This is a genomic window from Rhizobium sp. P44RR-XXIV, assembly GCF_001999485.2.
In the GTDB taxonomy this organism is placed as follows: Bacteria; Pseudomonadota; Alphaproteobacteria; order Rhizobiales; family Rhizobiaceae; genus Rhizobium.
In genome coordinates, this window is sequence record NZ_MPVZ02000025.1 from 427729 (window position 1) to 447070 (window position 19342).

The window sequence follows — 19342 nt, forward strand, 5'->3', positions numbered from 1 at the left end:
TCGAGCGCCAGGCGCTTAAGGCGCCTTTGCTTGAGCTAATTATCGAGCTCCTCATTCCATAGTTGAAGCGTCTGGCGCCCGTCGAGTTTTGGCATAAGTTGGATTCCGGTCTCGCCACTTTGTGGCTAGGCTCATGAATCTCTACATCGCCGCCATCGTACGGCGAAACTCAAGCTCACCGTGGTCTGAGGAAGATAGCGAATGCCAAACGACGACCGCACCAAGATAATTTACGGCCGGACGCCGGAATCGGCGGCAATGCTGGCGAACGTCAAACGCGCGATGGCCATTACCGCCAAACTCAATCGTTTGACGTTCAACGACATGGATGAAGTCCGCATCCTGTTCAGCGAACTTATCGGTAAAAAGGTGGATGAAAGCTTTTTGCTGATTCCTCCATTTTTTACCGCCGGTGGGAACGAAATCCGCGTTGGGCACAATGTCTTCGTAAATCAGAACTGCACTTTCTATGACCTTGGCGGCCTCGACATCGCCGACGATGTCATGATCGGGCCAAACGTCAGCCTCATCACAGCGGGCCATCCTCTTGAACCTTCGCAGCGGCGAGCCGCCACAATCGGAAAACCCATTGTGATCGAGAAAGGCGTATGGATCGCAACCGGTGCGATCGTTGTCGGTGGCGTCACGATAGGCGAGAATTCGGTCGTCGCAGCGGGTTCGGTCGTTACCAAGGACGTTCCCGAGAATACCCTCGTCGGCGGAAATCCCGCGCGGGCCATTCGCTCCATCGCCGAGGACTAAAGAAACTCCGCGAGGGGTCGCAACCGGCCTCGGCGGACAGCAGCTCGAAAGCAAGCCTGTGCGTCAAACCAAATCGCTAAAACTTCTATGCGGAGGCGCTGGTCGACGATGAACAGCTTGGCGCCTGTCTTTGTCGACGAGCGATGCGCGGCATCGCCGAAATCGGATACCTGATAGCCCATACCCTTCGTCAGGATCGAGACGCGGCCGTCCTTCAGTTCCGAGATCAATTCTCCCTCAAGCACATAGATGATGTGACCGCGATGGCACCAGTGGTCGGCGCATGACTGGGTGCGGGATGAAAAGTCGGATAAACCTATTGGTCAATACAGCACCTGTTTTCAGCTATAATGCGTATTTGCTGGTGCCACAGCATGCCTTGCGTGTGTTTTTCCATGCACGTCGATTGAGGTGTTCGCTATTTGGGATATCCCATTGGCGATGAGGCTCGCATAGCCTTGCGAAAAAGGAGAATAACGACAATGGAGCGTCAGAGAGCCGGCATTGAACTCACCGGGCAGCCCTTGGGGTTCAGCGATCTGGTTCGGATCGGCGCAGGCGTCGCGCTTCCTTCGGCATCGGAAAGCGGCATGGCGCGGGTGCGCCTGGCGCGCGGCGTCCTCGAAAGCACCATCCAGTCCGGCATGCCGGTCTATGGTTCCACGACCGGCGTCGGGGCCATGAAGGATGTCGAGTGGTCGCCGGAAGATCTCGACGCCTTCAATCTCGGCCTGGTGCGCGCCCACCATTTCGGCACGGGCGCCCCCTTTTCGATGTCGGTCGTTCGCAATGCCATGGCGATCCGCGTCAACACCGCTCTGACGGGGCAAGTCGGATGCTCGCAGGAGCTGATCGACGCCTATCTGCAGCTGCTACGTGCCGATGTCACTCCCGTGGTCCGGCGCACCGGCTCGATTGGCTGCGCCGATATCGGTCTGATGGGTCAGATCGGCGCGGTCCTCACCGGCGTCGGTGAAGCCGTTTATCGCGGCCGCCGCATGCAGGCGGCCGATGCCTTCGATGCAGCCGGCATCGCTCCCGTGAAGATGCTGCCGCGCGACAGCCTAGCTTCGCTCAGCGTCAATGCCGTGAGCTTCGCCGCTGCAGCCGAGACCACCCGTAACGCCGCTTCCTCGATCCGCGTGCTGCTTGCCACTGCCATGATGGCTGCCGGCGCTCTGGGGGCCTCACGCGATCCGTGGATCGCGGTGCGCCATGTCGGCACCGCCCGCGAAGCGCTGATCGGCGCTTGGCTTTGCAATGCCTCGGACGAATGGCCCTGGCCGGTCGCGACCCATGTGCAGGACCCGCTGAGCCTGCGCATGATCGGACAGGTCTTCGGCGCCGTCATCGAAAATCTGCTGACGGCCGGTCACAAGATCTTGGCCGCAACCGGCCGCTCCGACGACAACCCCGTCATCGTCGAGGGACGCGTGATGACATCAGGCGGCTCTCTGCCGCTCGACGTCACCATTCTGCTGGAAGCTGCCGTCATCTGCATGGCCCACGCGGCCCGCAACTCGTTCAATCGCTGCGTCCTGCTCGGCAACGGCCAGCGGCGCGGCCTGCCGGTTAATCTGGTGCCAGAGGGCAAGATCGCCACCGGCTTCGGGCCGATCATCAAGCTGGCGGGCGAGATCTTCTCGCGCGTGCTCTCCATGTCCAATCCGGTCTCGGCGCAGTCGCTTGTCGTCGCGGGCGGCATGGAAGACGAGGCCGCCTTCCTGCCGCTGGTCATCGAGCGCTTCGAGCGGCAGATGCGGGCGCTGAAGCGCCTGGCGGCTCTGGAGGCGCTGCTTTCAGCCCAGGCAATGGATATTCTCGGCGACAAGCCGGAAGGCGTGGCGCGCATGCTCTATGACGTCGTGCGCAAGCATGCGGATTTCTATGTGGTCGACCGCCCGCTTTCGGCCGAGGTCGAGGCCATCGAAGAGGAACTCGCTTCCGAGGCCTTCATTTCGGAAATGATCGCCCACAAGCCGATCCTTGCCTATGATGATTTCTTCGCGCTCGGCTCGCTGGAGCGTGTCGAGGAGCGGCTTTATCGCGACACAGTCGCCATCTGAACCAACAGACTTGAACCAACCGACCGGCGGAGAGAATGCACATGGCCGATTTCGATCTTGTTCTGCAGGGCACCGTGGTTTTGCCTGAACGCATCGTGGAAGCGGGTTATGTCGCCGTGCGCGATGGCAAGATCGCGGAAGTCGGCATCGGCGTGCCGCCAGCGGCGCGCGAGCGGCATCTGCTCGGCAAGGCGCTGATCCTGCCTGGCGCAATCGACGCGCAAACCCACTCCCTCTCCCAGAAGGATCAGGAAGACTTCATCTGGTCGACGCGCTCGGCGGCTGCCGGCGGCGTCACCACCATCGTCGACATGCCCTATGACGAAGGCAATCTCGTCTGCTCGGCTGAATCCCTGAAGAAAAAGATCGACCACGCCTCTCCGCAGGCGCGCGTCGATTTCGCCCTCTATGGCACGATCGACCCGGAAGAAGGCCCGGCGCGCATCGCCGAAATGGTCGAGGCCGGTGTCGCCGCCTTCAAATTCTCGACCTTCGGCACCGACCCCAAGCGCTTCCCACGCATCCCGCCTGCCTTGCTCGACGCCTGCTTTGCCGCGATTGCGCCGACGGGGCTGACGGCCGGTGTCCACAACGAGGATGACGAGGCGGTCCGCACCTACATGGAGCAGGTGAAGGCAAGCGGTGTCACCGACTATCGCGCTCACGGCCTCTCGCGTCCGCCAATCACCGAGCTGCTTGCCATGCACACGATCTTCGAGACGGGTGCGGATACCGGCTGCCCGGCGCATGTCGTGCATTGCTCGCTCGGCCGCGGCTACGATATTGCCCGCGCCTATCGCCGCGACGGCTTCGAGGCAACCGTCGAATGCTGCATTCACTATCTGACGCTCGACGAGGAAAACGATGTGCGGCGTCTGGGCGGCAAGGCGAAAATCAATCCGCCGATCCGCCCGCGCGCCGAAGTGGAAACCTTGTGGCGCAAGGTGGCGGAAGGCAATGTCTGGCTGGTCTCGACCGACCATGTCAGTTGGTCGGAAAACCGCAAGACCAATCCGGACATGCTGGCAAACGCTTCCGGCGTGCCGGGTCTGGAGGTCATGGTGCCGCTCTTCGTCAAGGGGGCTCTCGAACGCGGTGTGCCGCTCACCTGGGCCGCAAAGCTGATGGCGGAGAATCCGGCTAAGCATTTCCGTCTTGATCACATCAAGGGCGCGCTGACGCCCGGCAAGGACGCTGATATCGTCGTGCTGGAGCCGCGCGAAATGGTTTATGACGCAGCCGCAAGCGGCAACAATGTCGTCGGCTGGAGCCCCTATAATGGCATCCGCCTGCCCTGGACTGTGTCGGCCGCCTACCTTAGAGGCAAGCAGATCACCGAGGGACAGAAGGTGCTGGCCGAGCCCGGCTCAGGCAGCTTCGTGCGCCCCTTGCCTCGCCAAATCATTGCCGGAGATGCTGCCTGATGACCGACGCCAAGCGCCACAACCTGCCCGTCAACCCCGACCGTATCGCTGAGGATATCGATGCGCTGGCCGGCATTACCGAGCCCGGCCATCCCTGGACGCGCCGCGCCTTCTCGCCGCTCTTTCTGGAAGGCCGCGCCTATATCGAGGCGCGGATGAAGGCCGCCGGCCTCACGACGCGCATGGATGCCGCCGGCAATCTGATCGGCCGTCGCGCCGGCGCGAAACCCGGCCTCGGCACGATCCTTGTCGGCTCGCATTCCGACACCGTTCCCGATGGCGGCCGCTTCGACGGCATCGCCGGCACCATTGCAGCGCTCGAAGTCGCCCACTCCTTGAAGGATCGCGGCATCGAACTCGACCATGATCTGGAGATCGTCGATTTCCTGGCTGAAGAAGTCAGCATCTTCGGCGTCTCCTGCATCGGCAGCCGCGGCATGACCGGGCAGATCCCCGAGGCCTGGCTCTCCCGCATGAGCGCGACCGCACGCTGTCGCAGGGCATTGCCGAAGTCGGCGGTGATCCCTCCGTGCTGCTCTCCCAGAAGCGCCCGGATCTCGCCGGCTTCCTGGAGCTGCATATCGAGCAGGGCCCGGTGCTGGAAGCCGAGAACAAGGATATCGGCATCGTCACCGCGATCGCCGGCATCACCCGCATCGAGATCACGGTGGAAGGCCGTGCCGACCATGCCGGCACAACGCCGATGGATCGCCGCGCGGATGCACTGGTGGCAGCCTCGCAGCTCGTGCTGGATATCCGGCAGAGGGCGGCTGAGCAGGCGAAGACGCCGGGCCATTTCGCCGCAACCGTCGGCGAATTTCGCATCGAGCCGAATGCCGCCAACGTCGTGCCCTCGAAGGTCGTGCTGCTGATCGACGGACGCGCCGAAATCCGCAGCGACATGGAAGATTTCCTCGCTTGGATCGACGGCGAGGTGAAAACCATCGCCGCCGATTATGGCGTGACGATCAACCCGCCGCTGCGCGTCTCCGACAATATGCCGACGCCGGGCGCTCCCGTGCTGCTCGAAACGCTCGAGCGCGCCTGCGAGACCGTTGGTGCCAAGCATCGTCGTATGGCCTCCGGCGCCGGCCACGACACGGCCTGGATCGCCAAGGTCGCGCCAGCTGCCATGATCTTCGTGCCCTGCAAGGAAGGCCGCAGCCATTGCGCCGAGGAATGGGCCGAGAATGACGATATCGCCATGGGTGCCGCCGTGCTCTTCGAAGCGGTGCGCGACATGGACAAGAACCTCAAACAGAACCGGGAGTAGCCAATGGGACGCGTACTCGTTGCCAAGGATGTGGAAGCGGCCGTCAAGGGTGGCTCGGTTTATGCCGCCGGCGGCGGCGGTTGGGCCGATCACGGCCGCATGCTCGGCTATGCAGCCGTAAATGTCGGCAAGCCCGAGCTGGTGTCGATCGACGAGCTCAACGACAACGACTGGATCGCGACGGCCGCCGCCATCGGCGCGCCGGCCTCCACGACTCCCTGGGAAATGCAGGGCATCGATTACGTCAAGGCCGCGCAGCTGTTACAGGACGAGCTTGGCGAGAAGCTTTCCGGCCTGATCATCGGCCAGAACGGCAAGTCCTCGACGTTGAACGGCTGGCTTCCTTCAGCCATCCTCGGAACGAAGGTCGTGGATGCCGTCGGCGATATCCGCGCCCATCCGACCGGTGATATGGGCTCGATCGGCATGGCCGGTTCGCCTGAACAGATGATCCAGACCGCCGTCGGCGGCAACCGCGCCGAGAACCGCTATATCGAGCTGGTCGTGAAGGGTGCGACGGCGAAGATTTCGCCGATCCTGCGCGCGGCATCCGATCAGTCCGGCGGCTTCATTGCCTCCTGTCGCAATCCTTTGCGCGCCTCTTACGTCCGCACACATGCAGCCCTCGGCGGCATCTCCATGGCGCTTTCGCTCGGCGAAGCGATCATCGAGGCGGAAAAGAAGGGCGGCAGCGCCGTCATCGACGCCATCTGCAAGACGACCGGCGGCCATATCCTGGCCGAAGGCACCATCACCAAGAAGGAAGTCTTCTACACGAAGGAAGCCTTCGATATCGGCACCGTTACGGTCGGCAGCGGCGACAAGGCCGTCATCATGCACGTAATGAACGAATACATGGCCGTTGAGGATATCGGCGGCAAGCGTCTCGCAACCTTCCCCTCCGTCATCACGACGCTGTCGCCGGAAGGCGAGCCCTTGAGCGTCGGCCAGCTGCACGAAGGCATGAACGTCTTCATCCTGCATGTGCCGATGGACATCATTCCGCTATCCGCCAGCGTGCTCGACCCCACGGTCTATCCTTCCGTCGAAAAGGCCATGGGGATCGAGATCGCCAAATACGCGCTCGCCGGCAAGAAGGGCTGAGGAGCGCAGGAGGCTTGAATGGCCCGCGACGCCGGTCTCGAAGAACTGCTGAGAGAAGAGCTCGGGGAACGCCCCGGGCTTAGCGAGAAAGCGATGTTCGGCGGCTGGGCCTTTCTGCTCAACGGCCACCTATTCTGCGGTGCCCGTGTCGACGGGATGCTGATCCGTCTCGGCAAGGGCAATGATAGTTGGGCGCTGGAGCAGCATGACGTCAAAACCATGTTGATGGGCGGCCGCGAGATGAAGGGGTGGCTGCGTGCCGGGCCGGAAGCCTATGGCAACGACATGCTGCGCAAGCGGCTGCTTCTGGCCGCGCTGGACTTCGTCGAAGGCCTGCCGCCGAAATAGCCGGGCCACCGAAACAACAAAGAAAACAGGGAAGGGAAATCCATGCCGAAAGCCAATCCACGTCATCCGAAATTCCCTATACCGGGCGGCCCGGAGCTGCGCGCCAAGGGCTGGCGGCAGGAAGCCCTGCTGCGCCTGCTTGAAAACGTGCTCTCGGTCGGCGAAGACCCGGACAATCTTATCGTCTACGCCGCACTTGGCAAAGCTGCGCGCAATTGGGCGGCACACAAGGGCATCGTCAAGGCGCTGACCGAGATGGACGAAAACCAGACGCTGCTCATTCAATCCGGCAAGCCAATCGGCCTCATCCGCACGCATGACAAGGCGCCGCTGGTCATCATGGCGAACTGCAACATCGTCGGGCAGTGGGCGAAGGCCGAGGTGTTCTACGAGCTGCAGCGCAAGGGTCTGATCTGCTGGGGTGGCCTGACGGCAGGTGCCTGGCAATATATCGGCAGCCAGGGCGTCATCCAGGGCACCTATGAAATCTTCATGCGCATTGCCGAGCGCCGCTTCGGCGGTGACCTCTTCGGCCGTTTCGTTCTGACCGCCGGTCTTGGCGGCATGGGCGGCGCGCAGCCACTCGCCGGCCGCATGGCGGGTGCCGCGATCCTCTGCGTCGATATCGATGCAGAGCGCGCCAGAAAGCGCCAGGAAATCGGCTATCTGCAGGAGATCGCGCCGGATCTCGACTCCGCGCTGGCGATGATCGACGCCGCGGTCAAGGAGAAACGGGCGCTTTCCGTCGGCCTCGTCGGCAATGCTGCAGAGATCTATCCCGAGATCGCCCGGCGCGGCATCGTGCCCGATATCGTCACGGACCAGACCTCGGCCCACGATCTCGTCTATGGTTACGTGCCGAAGGGCATGAGCCTCACCCAAGTCAAAGACCTGCGCGACGATGGCCAGGGCCAGTTGATGGCGGCAAGCCGCGCCTCGATCGTCGAACATGTGAAGGCCATGCTGGACTTCCAGAAAAAGGGCTCCGAAGTCTTCGACAACGGCAACCTGATCCGCACGCAAGCGAAGGAAGGCGGTGTGACGAATGCCTTCGACATTCCGATCTTCACCGAAGCCTATCTGCGCCCGCTCTTCTGCCGCGCCATCGGCCCCTTCCGCTGGATGGCGCTCTCCGGCGAGGAAAGCGACATCGCCCGCATCGACGACCTGCTGCTGGAAATGTTCCCGGACAACAAGATCGTCACCAACTGGATCCGCCTTGCCCGCGAGCATGTGCCCTTCGAAGGCCTGCCGGCGCGTATCGCCTGGCTCGGCCATGGCGAGCGCACCACACTTGCCCGCCGCGTCAACGAGCTTGTGGCAAGCGGTGAGCTGAAGGGCCCGATCGCCTTCTCGCGCGATCATCTCGATGCCGGCGCCATGGCGCATCCGAACATCATGACCGAGGGCATGAAGGACGGCTCCGACGCGATTGCCGACTGGCCGCTGATCGACGCCATGATGCTCTGCTCGTCCATGGCCGATCTCGTCGTCGTCCATTCCGGCGGCGGCGGCTATGCCGGCTACATGACAAGCTGCGGCGTAACCGTCGTCGCCGACGGCACGCAAGCCGCTGATGAGCGACTCGATCACGCGCTGACCAACGACACGGCGCTCGGCGTCATGCGTTATGCCGATGCCGGCTATGAGGAAGCGCTTGATGAAGTTGCGAAAAAGGATGTGCCCTATATCCGGCTGGGATAGCGGCATCTGTTCTTGCCGACATTGAAAGACTATGGTCCCGGGCGATTCCAACAAGCGTGAGAGTTGCCCGTGATCCCCTGGACCTTGCTCGACACTGCGAAAATCCCCGGCGGCGGCGAGCTGCGGCTAAAGCAGCGCGGCCAGGAATTTTCCATCATGCTTGGTACCAACGAGCTGATGAACAGTCGCCTGAGCGGCTCTGAACGCGCGCTTGCCACGCTCTCCTGCGAGAAAATCAAGGGCCGCAAGGCGCCGCATCTGCTGATCGGCGGCCTCGGCATGGGATTTACCCTGCGGGCGGCACTCGGCGAACTCGGCACGGATGCCAAGGTCACTGTCGCGGAACTGGTCCCGGCCGTCGTTGCATGGGCACGCGGGCCGATGGCAACGGTCTTCGACAGCTGCCTTGACGATCCCCGCGTCGCCATTCATGAGGGCGACGTCCGCCCGCTCATCCGCGCGAGCAAGGCGAGTTACGACGCCATCCTGCTCGATGTCGACAACGGCCCGGATGGCATCACGTCGGAGGCCAATGACGGCCTATACGACTATCAGGGGCTGAAGGCTGCCCATGGCGCGCTGCGCTCAGGCGGCATCCTGGCGGTCTGGTCTTCCGGACCGGACGAGCGCTTCACGAGGCGCCTGCGCGAGAGCGGCTTTGCCGCCGAAGTGGTCCATACGCGCGCCAATGGCAAGAGCGGCGCGCGTCATGTCATCTGGCTGGCCACCAAGGGCTAAGTCCTACGTTAAAGATAGCGCGTTTCCTCGGGCGCCCTGTCAAAATGGTCGTCGCGGCCATCGAAGTACCCCACGGGGAGCGAGGCCAGTTCCTGGTCGCTGGCATCGTCCAGGCAGCTGATGCTGATCGCATAGAACTTGCCGCCAAGCGCTGGATTTTCACCCCAGTTGAAGGAGCTGATGCCGCAGTTCTTGCAGAAGAGGTGATGCAGGACGCGTTGGCCGAACTGATATTCGCCGATGCTCTCCTCACCTGAGGTCAGGTGAAAATCGGCGGGTGTGGCGACAGCCAACCAATTCCGCTTCTTCTTGCAGATCGAGCAATTGCATTTGAACGTGCCGCCCTGCAGGTCGAGATCGGCTTTGTAGCTGACGGCGCCGCAATGGCAGCTTCCGTGATAGGTCTTCTTCATCACTCTCATCCTTCCCTTGAGGTGGCTTCTGCGTAAGCGACGTATTTGTCGAGAGCCTGCTCCCAGCCGCCGGTCTGCAGCTTCAGTTCGGTATCATCGGGCAGTTGGGCCTTGCGGAAGACGAGGCGTGTCTTCTCGCCAAGCTCACGAAATTCCACGGTGACCTGCATCGGATGCTCGGGCTTGCCCTCCCGGTTTTCCCAGGCGAAGGTGAATACGAGGCGTTCCGGTGGAATGATCTCCAGATAGCGTCCGTGGCTCCAATATTCCCGACCCTCTGCCGTAAGAATGCAGTGCCGCCAGGCGCCGCCTTCGCGCAAATCCACGGAGACGGAAGAGGCGGTCGTGGTCTGCGGCCCCCACCAGCGCATCAGATGCTCCGGCTCCGTCCAGAGGCGAAACAGCAATGCGCGCGGCGCGGCTATGTCGCGGGTCAGCACGATCTCGCGCTGCGGGCGCAGGTCACCGCCATCATTTGTTGCTGTCATCGGCTCCTCCCTTTTGCAATAGAGCTGCGTAGGCTTCCAGGCGATCGAGATTGTCGTTCCAGAACTGGCGATAGGTTTCCAGCCAGTCATCCACCTGCCTCAGCGGCTTGGGCTCCAGCCGGCAGGGACGCCATTGCGCTTCCCTGCCTTTCGAGATCAGACCGGCCTTCTCCAGCACCTTCAGATGCTTGGACACGGCGACCAAGGACATATCGAACGGCTCCGCCAGCTCGGAAACCGAGGCCTCACCGCTCGAAAGCCGCGCCAGAATTGCCCGGCGGGTCGGGTCAGCAAGGGCTGAGAGGGTCATGCTCAACGTATCCATGAGGATCATAAACCAAGAAGTTAATTAACCTATTGGTTTAATATACGCGTAAGCGGAGTATGTCAAGAAGCACCTAGTGGCGCACAATCTCAGGAGATGGCGTTGGAGACTTCGATCAGGTTGTGATCGGGATCGCGGAAATAGACCGAGAGAATGGGGCCGGTCGCACCGGTGCGACGAACCGGCCCTTCCTCGATCGCAATAGCTTCCACCTGCAGATGAGCGATGATGTCCTCGATCGGCGTCTTGCTGATGAAGCAGAGATCGCCGGAGCCCGGCGTCGGCCGCTTGGCCTTCGGTTCGAATTCGTGGCCCGCGCGATGCAGGTTGATCTTTTGGTTGCCGAATGTCAGCGCCTTACGGCCCTCGCCGAAGGTTTCGACGCCCATGCCAAGGACCCGAGCGTAGAAATCGCAGCTCTGCTCGATGCTTGCGACCGTCAGCACGAGGTGATCGAGATGGTCGATGCGGATCATTTTCAATCTCCGGCCTTAGCGGCGAGCCAACCTTGCGATCGCAAGGGCGCTGACAAGGCAGATGGCCAGCATGATGAGGATGAAGGCAACCACGGCATTCCAGCCGTCGGCAAGCCAGAAATAGCCGCCGAGCGAGCCGGCAATACTGGAACCCAGGTAATATGCCAGCAGATAGAGCGACGAAGCATGACCCTTGGCGCCATGGGCAAGCCGTCCCACAAGGGCACTGGCGACGGAATGGGTGACGAAGAAGCCGATTGTCACCAGAATGATGCCAAGGATGATCAGCGGCAGCGACGTCGAGAGCGTGACGACAGCGCCAAGAGCGGCAATCAACACACCAGCCGGCAGCACGACGAAGTGACCGATGCGATCGCCAAGCAGACCTGCGGCCCAAGAGGCAACGATGCCGAATAGATAGGCGGTGAAGATCAGGCCAAGCTCGGTCTGGCTGAGATTATACGGCGCGACGACGAGGCGAAATCCGGCATAATTATAGACCGTGACGAAGGAGCCCATGACCAGGAAGCCGATGGCGAACAGCAGCGGCAGTGCCGGATTGCTGAAATGCCCGCTCCAGGCCTTCACATGAAAGGCAATATCGAAACCTTTGCGCGGCGTGAAATTGCGCGATGGCGGCAGCAGATAGAGAAAGCCGGTGGCGGCGATCAAGCCGAGAATGCCGACAGCTGCCAGCGCTGGCCGCCAGCTGAAGAATTCTGCGATCGTACCCGTCACAACGCGACCGGCCATACCGCCAAAAGCGTTGCCGGCGATATAGAGACCCATGGCGCCGCCAAGACCGCGCGGCTCGATTTCCTCGGCCAGATAGGTCATGGCGACGGCGGGCACGCCGCCCAGAAGGAAGCCTTCGAGCGCGCGGAAAATCAGCAGTACATGCCAGTTGGGCGATACCGCGCAGACAAGCGTACAAAGAGCCGCACCCAGCAGCGAAATGAACATCAGGCTGCGGCGCCCGAGGCTTTCGGAAACGGCAGCTGCCCCGAAAATCGCAAAGGCCAGGAAACCGGTCGAAAGCGACAGCGACAGCGAGCTTGCGGCGGGCGTGACACCGAAATCTTGCGAGAAGATCGGCATCAGTGGCTGGACGCAATAGAGCAGCGAGAAGGTGGCGAAGCCGGAGAGGAACAGGGCGATGGTCGCGCGGCGGAAGGCGGGCGTGCCACGCGTCAGGAACTGGCGCGGCTCGGCCAGCGGCTCGCTTTTGACAAGCTTCAATTCCGGACGCGACGGGACTTCGGAGGCGGTGGTCTTTTGCCTGTTGGCGGGGCGGAACATGGGGCATCCAATCTTTCTTACCCCCAGAATCTATTCAATAGCGCTTCATTAGTCCAATATATGGAACAGGCGATCTCAATAGGTTTTGGAGATATCGTGGAACTGCGTCATATCCGCTACTTTCTGGCGCTCGCGGCGGAAGGAAATTTCACCCGCGCCGCCGCCAATCTCGGCATCGGCCAGCCGCCGCTCAGCCAGCAGATCAAGGATCTGGAAAACGAGGTTGGCGTGCAGTTGTTTCACCGCGTGCCCCACGGCGCCGAACTGACCGTCGCGGGCGAAGCCTTTCTGGCCGAGGCGAAGACGGCTGTCGATGCGGCGGAAAAAGCGAAGCTCGCGGCCCAGCGCGCCAATCGCGGCGAGATTGGCCGTCTTTCGCTCGGCTTCACCGCCTCCTCCGCCTTCAACAGTATCGTCACGGCGACCATCCGAGAGTTTCGCGATCACTGGCCCGGCGTGCTGTTGTCTCTGACGGAGATGAACACCAATGCACTGATGGAGCGGCTAGTACGCGGCGAGATCGATGCCGCTTTCATCCGACCCGGCCTGGAAGATACGCGCGACGTGCGGCTGAAGCGCTTTGCCGACGAGCCGATGATGATTGCACTGCCCGCCCGCCATCCCCTTGCGGCGCGAGATCGGGTGCCGATTGCAGCGCTTGCCGGCGAGCCCTTTATCCTCTTTCCGCGCATGGTCGGCCTCAGTCTCTATGACGATATCGTCGCGGCCTGCCGCGAGGCGGGTTTCGAGCTTGTGGTGACGCAGGAGGCTCCGCAGATCCCGTCGATCGTCAACCTCGTTGCCGCCAATCTCGGGGTTTCCATCGTTCCCGCGTCGATCGCGCAGATCAAGCTCGACGGCGTCGCCTATCGGCCGATCGATGGGCCGCCGATCGTGGCACGTCTCGGTCTTGCCAGCCTCAAGGCACAGCGATCGCCCATCGTTGCCAATCTCATGAGCCTGATAGCGTAACTAGCCCCGGTCCCAATAGGGCGGATCGCCGAATGCCTTCTTCAGATGCTCAGCTATGGCCCTGAGTTTCGCCGAGGGATTGCGTCCCTCCGGATGGGCCATGAAGATGAACTCCGGCTCGGGCCGATGGCCGATATCGATCTCGACAAGCCGCCCTTCCCCGACGGAGGGTCCGACGATGAAGGTCGGCAACAAAGCAATTCCGAGCCCGGCAATGGCCGCATCGTGAAGGACGTCGCCATTGTTGACCCCCAGCGCCAGCCTCCCCCTGATGACGACAGCCCCGTCCGCGCCCTGGAATCGCCAGTCAGCCACGCCGCGATTGGTATAGAAAATACCGCGATGGTTCTCGAGGTCTGATAGCGAGGCGGGCCTGCCATGGCGGCTCAGGTAATCGGGCGACGCCACGAGGAGACGGCGGCTGCTTGCAAGCTTCCACGCGACCAGCCGCGAGTCTGCGATCAGGCCGTGGCGGATGATCGCGTCATAACCATCCGATGACGGATCGACGCGGCGATCATCGAGATCAAGCGTCAGCTCTATGTCGGGATGATCGGATAGAAACGGATAGAGAGCCGGACCGAGATGCCTGCGGCCGAAAGTGACAGGGGCGGCAATGCGCAACGGTCCCATCAAAGTGCCGCGCCGTTCGGCGAGATCGGCGGCGGCCTCGCGCACCTCCTGTGCGATGCGGGTCGCGCGCTCCAGAAAGGCGGTCCCATCTTCAGTGAGAGTCAGTTTGCGGGTCGTGCGGTGAAGCAAGGTTGCGCCTAGTGCCTTCTCCATTTCCGAGAGGCGCTCGCTGACGACGGATTTCGACAGACGCAGACGTCGCGCCGCCTCGCTGATCGATCCCGCCTCGGCAACGGCAACGAAAGTAACAATTCCATCTATTTTTAGCATCGTTCGGTGATTCCGAATTCGAATTCCATGATTTGAAGACTAATCCGAACGATTGGAAAAGGCCATCTTCCGTGTATCGTACAGACCCAAAGACAGGTCTTCATATAGGAGATGGAACAATGAACCGCTTGAATGGAAAAGTCGCAATCGTCACCGGCGCCAGCTCCGGCATCGGTCGCACCACTGCAAAGCTCTTCGCCGCAGAGGGCGCCAAGGTTATCGTCGGCGCGCGCCGCAGCGCGGAACTGGAAAACCTTGTTGCCGACATCAAAGCCGCAGGCGGTGATGCCGCCGCATTGGCCGGCGATGTGCGCTCGGAAGACTACCACAAGGCGCTGGTTGCCCTTGCGGTCGAGCGCTACGGCAAACTCGATATTGCCTTCAACAATGCCGGCACGCTCGGTGAATCGGGCCCCAGTACAGAGGTTTCCGAGGCAGGTTTTGCCGATGCACTTGCGATCAACCTCACCGCATCGTTCCTGGCCGCCAAGCACCAGATTGGCGAAATGGTAAAGCACGGCGGCGGCTCGGTGATCTTCACCTCGACCTTTGTCGGCCATACCGTCAGCTTCCCGGGCGTTGCGGCCTATGCCACCAGCAAGTCCGGCCTGATCGGCCTGACGCAGACACTTGCCGCCGAATTCGGTCCGCAGAACGTGCGCGTCAATGCCGTGCTGCCGGGTGCCGTCGATACCGACATGTATCGCGACATGAACGACACGGCCGAAAAGCAGGCCTTTATAACCAACCTGCATGCGCTGAAGCGCGTCGCCGGTCCGGAAGAGATTGCGCGATCGGTCCTCTATCTCGCCTCCGATGACGCAAGCTTCGTCAGCGGTACGGCTTCGCTCGTCGACGGCGGTCTGTCGATCACGCGGACCTGACGGCGCCTTTTCACGGCGCGATTATCGTCGCCGGCCTGCTTTGAATGAGTAAGAACGGGCCGCAAGAGCTGGATCTCTTGCGGCCCTTTCACTCAGAACATCGTATTGTTGTTCTTTGATGTCTCGGGGATCGGCTGCACCGAGTCCCAATGTTCCTGGATCTTGTTGTCCTCGACGCGGAAAATGTCGACGATGGCACTGCCCCGGTCGCCCGGCTGGCGAATGGCGTGGACGCGCAGGATCACAAAGTCGCCGTCGACCATGACGCGTTTGATCTCGCTCTTCGACTGCGGATAGTTCTTCTTCAGGTAATCGAGGAAGCCGCGCAGACCTTCCGGACCATCAGCGGCCATCGGATTGTGCTGGATATATTTGCCGAGATATTTGGAGGCGGCTTCGAAGTCCTTGTCGTTCAGCGCCTTCTGGTAAAAATCCAGGACGATCTCCTTGTTCTTCTGCTCTTGCGGCGAATAGGCGCGTTCGGCAAATGCCGGCGCGGCGGCGGCCATGATTGGCAGGGCGATCATTGCGATTTTCATCAGTCTCAAGGCGTTGCTCCTTCGATCGTTAACGTGTTCAGTGTTGTCGAGCCGAAGAGCTACAGCAAGTGACAAGTAGTTGATGTCGATGTGATCGCCGACCCGTGGGTGCCCGTAGTCGCACGCTGCGATTGCCTATTATCCGCCAAAGGCTTAGGCTAATTGCCAAAAGAACAGGCGACGGGTTGAACCATGGTTCTCGCAGGAAAGCGCATCCTTCTCATCATCTCCGGCGGCATCGCGGCCTATAAGAGCCTCGACCTCATCCGCCGGCTGCGCGAGCGTGGGGCAAGCGTGCGCCCCGTGATGACGGCGGGCGCCCAGGAGTTCATCACGCCACTCGCAGTTGGTGCCTTGGCCGCCGATCACGTCTTCACCGATCTGTTTTCCCGCCAGGACGAGCAGGATGTCGGCCATATCAGGCTGGCGCGCGACTGCGACCTCGTGCTGATCGCGCCGGCGACGGCCGATCTGCTCGCCAAGATGGCAAACGGGCTGGCGGACGATCTTGCCTCGACCATATTGCTCGCAACCGACAGGCCCGTGCTGGCAGCACCTGCCATGAACCCGAAGATGTGGGCTCATGCCGCAACGAAGCGCAACGTCGAGACGCTGCGCGGCGACGGCATCGCCTTCATCGGTCCGATGAAGGGCGAAATGGCTGAGAGTGGCGAAGCGGGCGCGGGACGCATGGCCGAACCGCTCGATATCATCGCTGCCGCCGAGATGCGGCTGGATGACGGCGCCAAGCCGCTTGCCGGCAAAAAAGTCATCGTCACCTCAGGCCCGACGCATGAGCCCATCGACCCTGTGCGCTACATCGCCAACCGCTCATCCGGACGTCAGGGTCATGCCATAGCCGCAGCACTCGCCGCCCTTGGCGCCGACGTCACGCTGGTCTCGGGCCCTGTCACCATTCCCGATCCGGCGGGCATGCTTGTGATCCATGTCGAACGCGCCGATGAGATGCGCGATGCCGTGCTGGCGGCTCTTCCGGCCGATATCGCCGTGATGGTGGCCGCCGTTGCCGACTGGAAGGTGGCGTCCGCCTCCGACCAGAAGATCAAGAAGCACCCGGGCGAATCCATCCCGACGCTCGCACTCACCGAAAATCCCGACATCCTGAAGACGGTCGGCCATCACACACAACGGCCGAAGCTTGTCATCGGCTTTGCCGCCGAGACGCAGGATGTCGAGAGCAATGCAAAGGCGAAGCTGGAGCGCAAGGGTGCCGATATGATCGTCGCCAATGACGTCTCACCCGCGACCGGTATCATGGGCGGCACGCATAATCGTGTGAAGATCATCCGTCACGACAGCGTCGAACAATGGCCCGATCTCGACAAGGACGAAGTGGCTGTCAGGCTGGCAGCATTGATATCAGAGCAGTTCAAGCAGGGATAGCGGCTGCGATCCGGGGCTTGTCGGCCCTGCGCTCCTGCGGCTGGAAGGGCGTGACATGCACGCCGGTATCGTCAATCAGCACGGCACTGCCATCGGGAATTTCCCGCCAGGCGTCGATATCATCGTTCAGCGGTTCCGACACCAGGCAATATCCTGAGCCAACAGGCGATGCGTAGAGTGTCGGCGCCTTGCGGTCTGTCGCATAGCGTATCGCATGAAGCGACTTGCCGTCGGAGAAGGCGGCCGTGAAGCGCACCAGCGCCGAACCGGTCAGATCGATCGACAGCCCTTCAACAAAGCCGATGGTCTCGGCGATCGCCGCGACCGGATCACTCACCAGACCGAATTGCATTGCCAGCAGGAACAAGAGCTCGGAATCGGTCGTGCCGCTGCGGGCGTGGAACAGCCGGTCATCGAGCATGGCTTCCATCGGACGGCGCAGACGCTCGAAGTTGGAAATCTGGCCATTGTGCTGGAACGACCAGTTCTCGAGAACGAAAGGATGGCAGTTGTCGCGCCGCGTGCCGCCGCCGGTGGCAGCGCGGACATGGGCGAGGAAGAGCGGCGAGCGGATCTGCCGTGCCAGGCTTTTGAGGTTGCAATCGGACCAGGCCGGCAGGATATCGCGATAGCGGCCCGGCTCCGGCCGGTCGCCGTACCAGGCGATGCCAAAGCCATCACCGTTGGTCGCCGTCTTGGCGCGCGTGGCGCAATGGGATTGTTCGATCAGGGAGTGGGCAGGCGAAGATACCAGCTCCTCCAGATAGAGGGGGTCTCCACGATAGGCTGCCCAGCGACACATGCGTCTCTAACTCCGATTCCCGTTGTTTTCCTGTCCCGCGGGAGAATGGCAAATCTTGGACGATTGTTGATGCGGAATGGGTAACAAACTCTTAATTTTTCATGCCCTCACGGCGAAGATGACAGATATTTGACGCTTCGTCCGATCACGTTTCGCATCGCAACATTTTCTTCGTGAAGCCCGATGCGGCGGGCTCTGGCAGCCGACGCGGCGATGCGGGAGATTTCGCTGCGACAAGAAGAATGAAGTTCCATAACAACGAACCCCTTGCATCGGCTCAAATTTGAGCTACGTTTAGCTTGTCTGAAACGTAACGAAAGGAAGGTGATCCAATGTCTAGTGGGATTTCGGTCTTGGTATATGGCATGGAAATGGTCGTGAACGTTGTGAGGCAGCCCTCACACTGATCAACACCTTCCCGAAGCGCTCAGCGCTTCAGGCCAGTTACGGGCCAAAGCTCATGGGGGGTCGCTAGCGCGGCCCCTTTTGCATTCCTGGACCTCGATTTCAGCAGATCGCTGCTGGCTTTGACTTATGATGATTTCGCTTTTTTCCTTGCCGTATGAGAATAGCGCCTTAGCTAAGACGGCATGTCTTCTCAGGAACAGCCCGAACAGGGCGAAGCCACACCGAGGCCGCTGAAAGAGCCGGCCCTCACCGCACTCTCACTTTATCCTCACGATTGGGCCCTGTTCCTCGACATCGACGGAACCCTGCTCGATCTTGCCGAAACGCCCGAGGCGATCGTCGTGCCCGACGATCTTCCCGCGACCCTCCATGCGCTTTCACGCCAGCTCGGTGGCGCCTTGGCGCTGGTGACGGGACGGTCGATCGAATTCGTCGATCCGCTGTTTGCACCCTTCCGCTTTCCGGTAGCTGGTCTGCATGGCGCAGAACGGCGCGACGCGGCGGGTCGGCTGCGGCGCACGCATATCCCGCCTGCCTTCCAGGAGATGAAGCAGACTATCGCCCGTGAGGCCCTGGCCTGGCCGGGCGCCATTGTCGAAGACAAGGGTGCGGCCGTCACCATCCACTACCGGCAAACACCCGGCAGCGAGGCTGACATTGTCGAGGCCATGCAACGCTACCTCAATGAAGCCGGGCCGGACTGGAGCCTGCAGCGGGGCAAGATGGTGGTCGAGATCTGCCCTGCCCACGCCAACAAAGGAAGCGCTGTCGAGGCATTCCTTACCGAAGCGCCTTTCGAGGGCCGCCGTCCCGTGACCATCGGCGACGACGTGACGGATGAGACGATGTTTGCCGCCGCCAATCGCCTCGGCGGTCAATCCGTGCGCATCAGCGATGGCAACGGAAAAACATTGGCTCGTGCATCCATTGGCTCACCCGCGCGTTTAAGGGACGTGCTGGCAACGCTCGTCAAATGATCCACCGATCATTGCGGCGCCCTCCCAGCCCTC

19 protein-coding genes and 2 pseudogenes are annotated in these 19342 nt (G+C 61.7%); 12 read left to right on the top strand and 9 right to left on the bottom strand.

Going from position 1 to position 19342, the window contains the following annotated elements; translation table 11 throughout:
* Positions 1 to 258 precede the first annotated feature (258 nt).
* A complete protein-coding gene (locus BSK43_RS07440; RefSeq protein WP_246662512.1) occupies positions 259 to 762 on the top strand; it encodes a sugar O-acetyltransferase in 504 nt (167 codons plus the stop codon).
* A gap of 101 nt (positions 763 to 863) precedes the next feature.
* Here the strand turns inward: BSK43_RS07440 and BSK43_RS07445 are convergent.
* Positions 864 to 1043: pseudogene (locus tag BSK43_RS07445) on the bottom strand (DHCW motif cupin fold protein); the annotation flags it as partial.
* A 201-nt stretch (positions 1044 to 1244) separates the two neighbouring features.
* Between BSK43_RS07445 and BSK43_RS07450 the strand changes: the two are divergent.
* From BSK43_RS07450 to BSK43_RS07480, 7 genes and pseudogenes are all read left to right on the top strand, one after another.
* Positions 1245 to 2828, top strand: a complete 1584-nt coding sequence (locus BSK43_RS07450; protein WP_077468519.1) for an aromatic amino acid lyase — start codon at positions 1245 to 1247, stop codon at positions 2826 to 2828.
* Positions 2829 to 2869: 41 nt separating this feature from the next.
* On the top strand, positions 2870 to 4252 hold the full coding sequence (locus tag BSK43_RS07455; RefSeq protein ID WP_077468518.1) for an amidohydrolase family protein: 1383 nt from the start codon (positions 2870 to 2872) through the stop codon (positions 4250 to 4252).
* Positions 4252 to 5522: pseudogene (locus BSK43_RS07460) on the top strand (Zn-dependent hydrolase); the annotation flags it as partial. The gene BSK43_RS07455 and the pseudogene BSK43_RS07460, both read left to right, overlap by 1 nt.
* Positions 5523 to 5528: 6 nt before the next feature.
* The gene (locus BSK43_RS07465) at positions 5529 to 6629 is read left to right on the top strand and encodes a DUF917 domain-containing protein (protein ID WP_077468516.1); all 1101 of its coding nucleotides are present in this window, start codon (positions 5529 to 5531) and stop codon (positions 6627 to 6629) included.
* A gap of 18 nt (positions 6630 to 6647) precedes the next feature.
* Positions 6648 to 6977, top strand: coding sequence for a TfoX/Sxy family protein (locus BSK43_RS07470; protein ID WP_068397737.1), 330 nt, complete (start codon positions 6648 to 6650; stop codon positions 6975 to 6977).
* Positions 6978 to 7019: 42 nt separating this feature from the next.
* Positions 7020 to 8681, top strand: coding sequence for a urocanate hydratase (locus BSK43_RS07475; protein ID WP_077468515.1), 1662 nt, complete (start codon positions 7020 to 7022; stop codon positions 8679 to 8681).
* A 69-nt stretch (positions 8682 to 8750) separates the two neighbouring features.
* Complete coding sequence (locus BSK43_RS07480) at positions 8751 to 9419, top strand: hypothetical protein (protein WP_136686793.1); 669 nt, start codon at positions 8751 to 8753, stop codon at positions 9417 to 9419.
* A gap of 8 nt (positions 9420 to 9427) precedes the next feature.
* On the opposite strand, the gene BSK43_RS07485 is transcribed toward BSK43_RS07480, so the two are convergent.
* The 5 genes from BSK43_RS07485 to BSK43_RS07505 all read right to left on the bottom strand — a co-directional run bounded on the left by BSK43_RS07485 (position 9428) and on the right by BSK43_RS07505 (position 12420).
* A complete protein-coding gene (locus tag BSK43_RS07485; protein WP_077468514.1) occupies positions 9428 to 9832 on the bottom strand; it encodes a GFA family protein in 405 nt (134 codons plus the stop codon).
* Between the two features lie 5 nt (positions 9833 to 9837).
* Complete coding sequence (locus BSK43_RS07490; protein WP_077468513.1) at positions 9838 to 10320, bottom strand: SRPBCC domain-containing protein; 483 nt, start codon at positions 10318 to 10320, stop codon at positions 9838 to 9840.
* Positions 10304 to 10645, bottom strand: a complete 342-nt coding sequence (locus BSK43_RS07495; RefSeq protein WP_136686794.1) for a metalloregulator ArsR/SmtB family transcription factor — start codon at positions 10643 to 10645, stop codon at positions 10304 to 10306. The genes BSK43_RS07490 and BSK43_RS07495 overlap by 17 nt, the downstream gene beginning before the upstream one ends.
* A gap of 89 nt (positions 10646 to 10734) precedes the next feature.
* Positions 10735 to 11121: a VOC family protein gene (locus BSK43_RS07500; RefSeq protein WP_077468512.1), complete on the bottom strand. Its 387-nt coding sequence runs from the start codon at positions 11119 to 11121 to the stop codon at positions 10735 to 10737.
* Positions 11122 to 11136: 15 nt separating this feature from the next.
* Complete coding sequence (locus BSK43_RS07505; RefSeq protein ID WP_077468511.1) at positions 11137 to 12420, bottom strand: MFS transporter; 1284 nt, start codon at positions 12418 to 12420, stop codon at positions 11137 to 11139.
* 96 nt (positions 12421 to 12516) lie between these two features.
* On the opposite strand from BSK43_RS07505, the gene BSK43_RS07510 reads away from it, so the two are divergent.
* A complete protein-coding gene (locus tag BSK43_RS07510) occupies positions 12517 to 13392 on the top strand; it encodes a LysR family transcriptional regulator (protein ID WP_068397967.1) in 876 nt (291 codons plus the stop codon).
* Here the strand turns inward: BSK43_RS07510 and BSK43_RS07515 are convergent, their stop codons facing one another.
* On the bottom strand, positions 13393 to 14295 hold the full coding sequence (locus tag BSK43_RS07515) for a LysR family transcriptional regulator (protein WP_077468510.1): 903 nt from the start codon (positions 14293 to 14295) through the stop codon (positions 13393 to 13395).
* 119 nt (positions 14296 to 14414) lie between these two features.
* On the opposite strand from BSK43_RS07515, the gene BSK43_RS07520 reads away from it, so the two are divergent.
* Positions 14415 to 15179 carry an SDR family oxidoreductase gene (locus tag BSK43_RS07520; RefSeq protein WP_077468509.1) on the top strand — a complete coding sequence of 255 codons (765 nt, stop codon included), beginning with the start codon at positions 14415 to 14417 and terminating at the stop codon, positions 15177 to 15179.
* Between the two features lie 92 nt (positions 15180 to 15271).
* On the opposite strand, the gene BSK43_RS07525 is transcribed toward BSK43_RS07520, so the two are convergent.
* Positions 15272 to 15727, bottom strand: a complete 456-nt coding sequence (locus BSK43_RS07525) for an ester cyclase (RefSeq protein WP_077468508.1) — start codon at positions 15725 to 15727, stop codon at positions 15272 to 15274.
* A gap of 183 nt (positions 15728 to 15910) precedes the next feature.
* On the opposite strand from BSK43_RS07525, the gene coaBC reads away from it, so the two are divergent.
* Positions 15911 to 17122 (top strand): bifunctional phosphopantothenoylcysteine decarboxylase/phosphopantothenate--cysteine ligase CoaBC, encoded by a 1212-nt coding sequence (gene coaBC / locus BSK43_RS07530; protein ID WP_136686795.1) that lies wholly within the window; start codon positions 15911 to 15913, stop codon positions 17120 to 17122.
* On the opposite strand, the gene BSK43_RS07535 is transcribed toward coaBC, so the two are convergent.
* Positions 17109 to 17924 carry a class II glutamine amidotransferase gene (locus BSK43_RS07535; RefSeq protein ID WP_077468507.1) on the bottom strand — a complete coding sequence of 272 codons (816 nt, stop codon included), beginning with the start codon at positions 17922 to 17924 and terminating at the stop codon, positions 17109 to 17111. The two genes, coaBC and BSK43_RS07535, sit on opposite strands and share 14 nt — an antisense overlap.
* 590 nt (positions 17925 to 18514) lie before the next feature.
* Here BSK43_RS07535 and otsB point away from each other — a divergent pair.
* On the top strand, positions 18515 to 19309 hold the full coding sequence (otsB, locus tag BSK43_RS07540; protein ID WP_077468506.1) for a trehalose-phosphatase: 795 nt from the start codon (positions 18515 to 18517) through the stop codon (positions 19307 to 19309).
* The last annotated feature ends 33 nt before the right edge of the window (positions 19310 to 19342 follow it).

Excerpts from the sequence above, each read along its gene's own strand:
- BSK43_RS07440 (WP_246662512.1), top strand. The coding sequence starts at position 259 with ATGCTGGCGAACGTCAAACGCGCGATGGCCATTACCGCCAAACTCAAT.
- BSK43_RS07450 (WP_077468519.1), top strand. The coding sequence starts at position 1,245 with ATGGAGCGTCAGAGAGCCGGCATTGAACTCACCGGGCAGCCCTTGGGG.
- BSK43_RS07455 (WP_077468518.1), top strand. The coding sequence starts at position 2,870 with ATGGCCGATTTCGATCTTGTTCTGCAGGGCACCGTGGTTTTGCCTGAA.
- BSK43_RS07465 (WP_077468516.1), top strand. The coding sequence starts at position 5,529 with ATGGGACGCGTACTCGTTGCCAAGGATGTGGAAGCGGCCGTCAAGGGT.
- BSK43_RS07470 (WP_068397737.1), top strand. The coding sequence starts at position 6,648 with ATGGCCCGCGACGCCGGTCTCGAAGAACTGCTGAGAGAAGAGCTCGGG.
- BSK43_RS07475 (WP_077468515.1), top strand. The coding sequence starts at position 7,020 with ATGCCGAAAGCCAATCCACGTCATCCGAAATTCCCTATACCGGGCGGC.
- BSK43_RS07485 (WP_077468514.1), bottom strand. The coding sequence starts at position 9,832 with ATGAAGAAGACCTATCACGGAAGCTGCCATTGCGGCGCCGTCAGCTAC.
- BSK43_RS07490 (WP_077468513.1), bottom strand. The coding sequence starts at position 10,320 with ATGACAGCAACAAATGATGGCGGTGACCTGCGCCCGCAGCGCGAGATC.
- BSK43_RS07495 (WP_136686794.1), bottom strand. The coding sequence starts at position 10,645 with ATGGATACGTTGAGCATGACCCTCTCAGCCCTTGCTGACCCGACCCGC.
- BSK43_RS07500 (WP_077468512.1), bottom strand. The coding sequence starts at position 11,121 with ATGATCCGCATCGACCATCTCGATCACCTCGTGCTGACGGTCGCAAGC.
- BSK43_RS07505 (WP_077468511.1), bottom strand. The coding sequence starts at position 12,420 with ATGTTCCGCCCCGCCAACAGGCAAAAGACCACCGCCTCCGAAGTCCCG.
- BSK43_RS07515 (WP_077468510.1), bottom strand. The coding sequence starts at position 14,295 with ATGCTAAAAATAGATGGAATTGTTACTTTCGTTGCCGTTGCCGAGGCG.
- BSK43_RS07520 (WP_077468509.1), top strand. The coding sequence starts at position 14,415 with ATGAACCGCTTGAATGGAAAAGTCGCAATCGTCACCGGCGCCAGCTCC.
- coaBC (WP_136686795.1), top strand. The coding sequence starts at position 15,911 with ATGGTTCTCGCAGGAAAGCGCATCCTTCTCATCATCTCCGGCGGCATC.
- BSK43_RS07535 (WP_077468507.1), bottom strand. The coding sequence starts at position 17,924 with ATGTGTCGCTGGGCAGCCTATCGTGGAGACCCCCTCTATCTGGAGGAG.
- otsB (WP_077468506.1), top strand. The coding sequence starts at position 18,515 with ATGTCTTCTCAGGAACAGCCCGAACAGGGCGAAGCCACACCGAGGCCG.